Here is a 1,854-nt window from a genome sequence, read left to right on the forward strand (position 1 = left end):
AGCCAATTGCTGCTCCAGTTCCCCGATCGTGTGCACGCGGTGATCGGCAAGCGCATCGAGCACGGGCGCATATACGCGCTCATCCATATCGGCATCGCCACGCTGTCGCCCGCGGCGGCCGGCGAGGCCGTGCGCTCATACGGCAGGTCGAGGCGCAGCAGGCTGCCATCCTGCGCCAGCAGCTGCGGCGCGATGTGGCTTGCGGCCCGCGCCACGGCGTCCGCGCCGAGCTGGCGCTGGCTGGCGGCAAAGTCGCGGTATTGCGCCACGGCGCCCGGGCTGTCCGATGGCGGCAGGCTGCACAGGGCAGCCGCCAGCTGCTGGCCCACGTAAAACATGGCGCTGGCATCCATCAGCACATGGTTGGAGCTCAGGACCAGGTAGCCGGTGCCGTCGTGCGCACGCAGCAGCGTCACGCGCGTGGCAAAGCTGTCGTGCAGCGACGGCGCCGCGGCCAGCATGTCCGCTATCTGGGCCAGCGCCGCCGCTTCGTCCTGCACCGGTTGCTGCCGGATGGCGCTGGCCGCCTGCGCGGCGGCTGGCGCATGCACGACATAGGCGGGGCCTGTCTCCTGGTCGTCGCCGTCCACCGTCGCGCGCAACAGTTCATGCGCGGCGATCAGTGCGTCCCAGCGGGCTTGCAGGGCGGCGATGTCCAGGCCCGTGCCATCGATGCGCCAGCCGATGGCGCACTGATAGGCGTTGCCGGCATCCTGACGCTGCTGTTCGTACCACAGTGAGAATTGCCCTGGCGACAGGGGGATGCGCTGCGCGGCCGTCACGGCGGCCGGGGCGGCGTCGGCCGCCTGCACGGGCGCAGCTGGCTGCAGGCCAGCCAGGCGCTGGCGCAGCTCGGCCAGCGTGCCGCCCGCCAGCAGCAGCGCGACGGGAATGCTGCGGCCCAGCTGGCTTTGCAGCTCGCTGCGGATGCGGATCAGGCCCACGGAATCGAGGCCCAGCTGCTCCAGCGTTGCCTGCTCGTCCAGCGCGTTGGCGGCATGGCCCGTTTCGCTGGCGATCAGCTGGGCCAGCAGGTCGCCGCCCGCGTCGTTCGGGCTGGCCGTCGCGGATGGCAGGGCCTGGCTTGGCGCGGCGGCGGGCGCCAGCGCGTACACGGCGTAATGGCCGTGGCGTGCGGGGCTTGCCAGCAGCGCGGCGAGCGTGGCGCAGCCCCGTGCCGGGGCCATCGGCGCCAGCTGGCGCAGCGCGCGCGACCGTTTTCCCTGCGCCAGGCTGCGCATCATGCCGGCGCCGTCCCACGGTCCCCAGTCGATCACGGTGGCGGGCAAGCCCTGCTGCCGGCGCTGGTCCGCCAGCAGCTGCAGTCCCGCATTCGCGGTCGCGTAGCTGAACTGGCCGGGCGATTCCAGCAGCGCGGCCAGCGACGAGAACAGCACGAAGTGTTCGAGCTCCGCATGCCGCGCGGCGTGCCGGTGCAGCAGCCATGCGCCGCCCAGCTTGGCGCCGAGCACCCGCTGCAGCTGCGCGGCGTCGATGTCGCCGATGGGCCGGTCGTCCAGGCTGCCGGCCAGGTGGAACAGACCATGCATGGGCGCGCTGCAGGAGGCCAGGACGGCGCTGGCTGCCGCCGCATCGTCCAGGTCCGCCTGCAGCAGTTGCAGCGCCACGCCGTGCGTGACCAGCTGCCTGAGCCAGGCCTGCTGTTCTTCCGTCGGCGCGCTGCGGCTGATGAGCACGAGGCTGCGGCAGCCGCCGTGCTGTACCAGGTAGTCGGCCAGGTGGCGGCCTATGCCGCCGAAAGCGCCGCTGATCCAGTAGGTGCCATCGGCGCGGCAGCAGGGCTGGTCCGGCGCCGCGGCCAGCGCCGCGCGCACCGTGCGCCGCTGCGCCAGG

At 72.7% G+C, this 1,854-nt stretch carries 1 protein-coding gene; it reads right to left on the reverse strand.

All coding sequences use genetic code 11. The annotated features are described in order from the left end of the window. On the reverse strand, positions 1-1,854 hold a 1,854-nt coding region (locus GCN75_RS28710; RefSeq protein ID WP_152285371.1), incomplete at both ends, for an SDR family NAD(P)-dependent oxidoreductase.

The sequence above is a fragment of the Janthinobacterium violaceinigrum genome (genome assembly GCF_009208555.1).
Taxonomy (GTDB): domain Bacteria; phylum Pseudomonadota; class Gammaproteobacteria; order Burkholderiales; family Burkholderiaceae_D; genus Janthinobacterium; species Janthinobacterium violaceinigrum.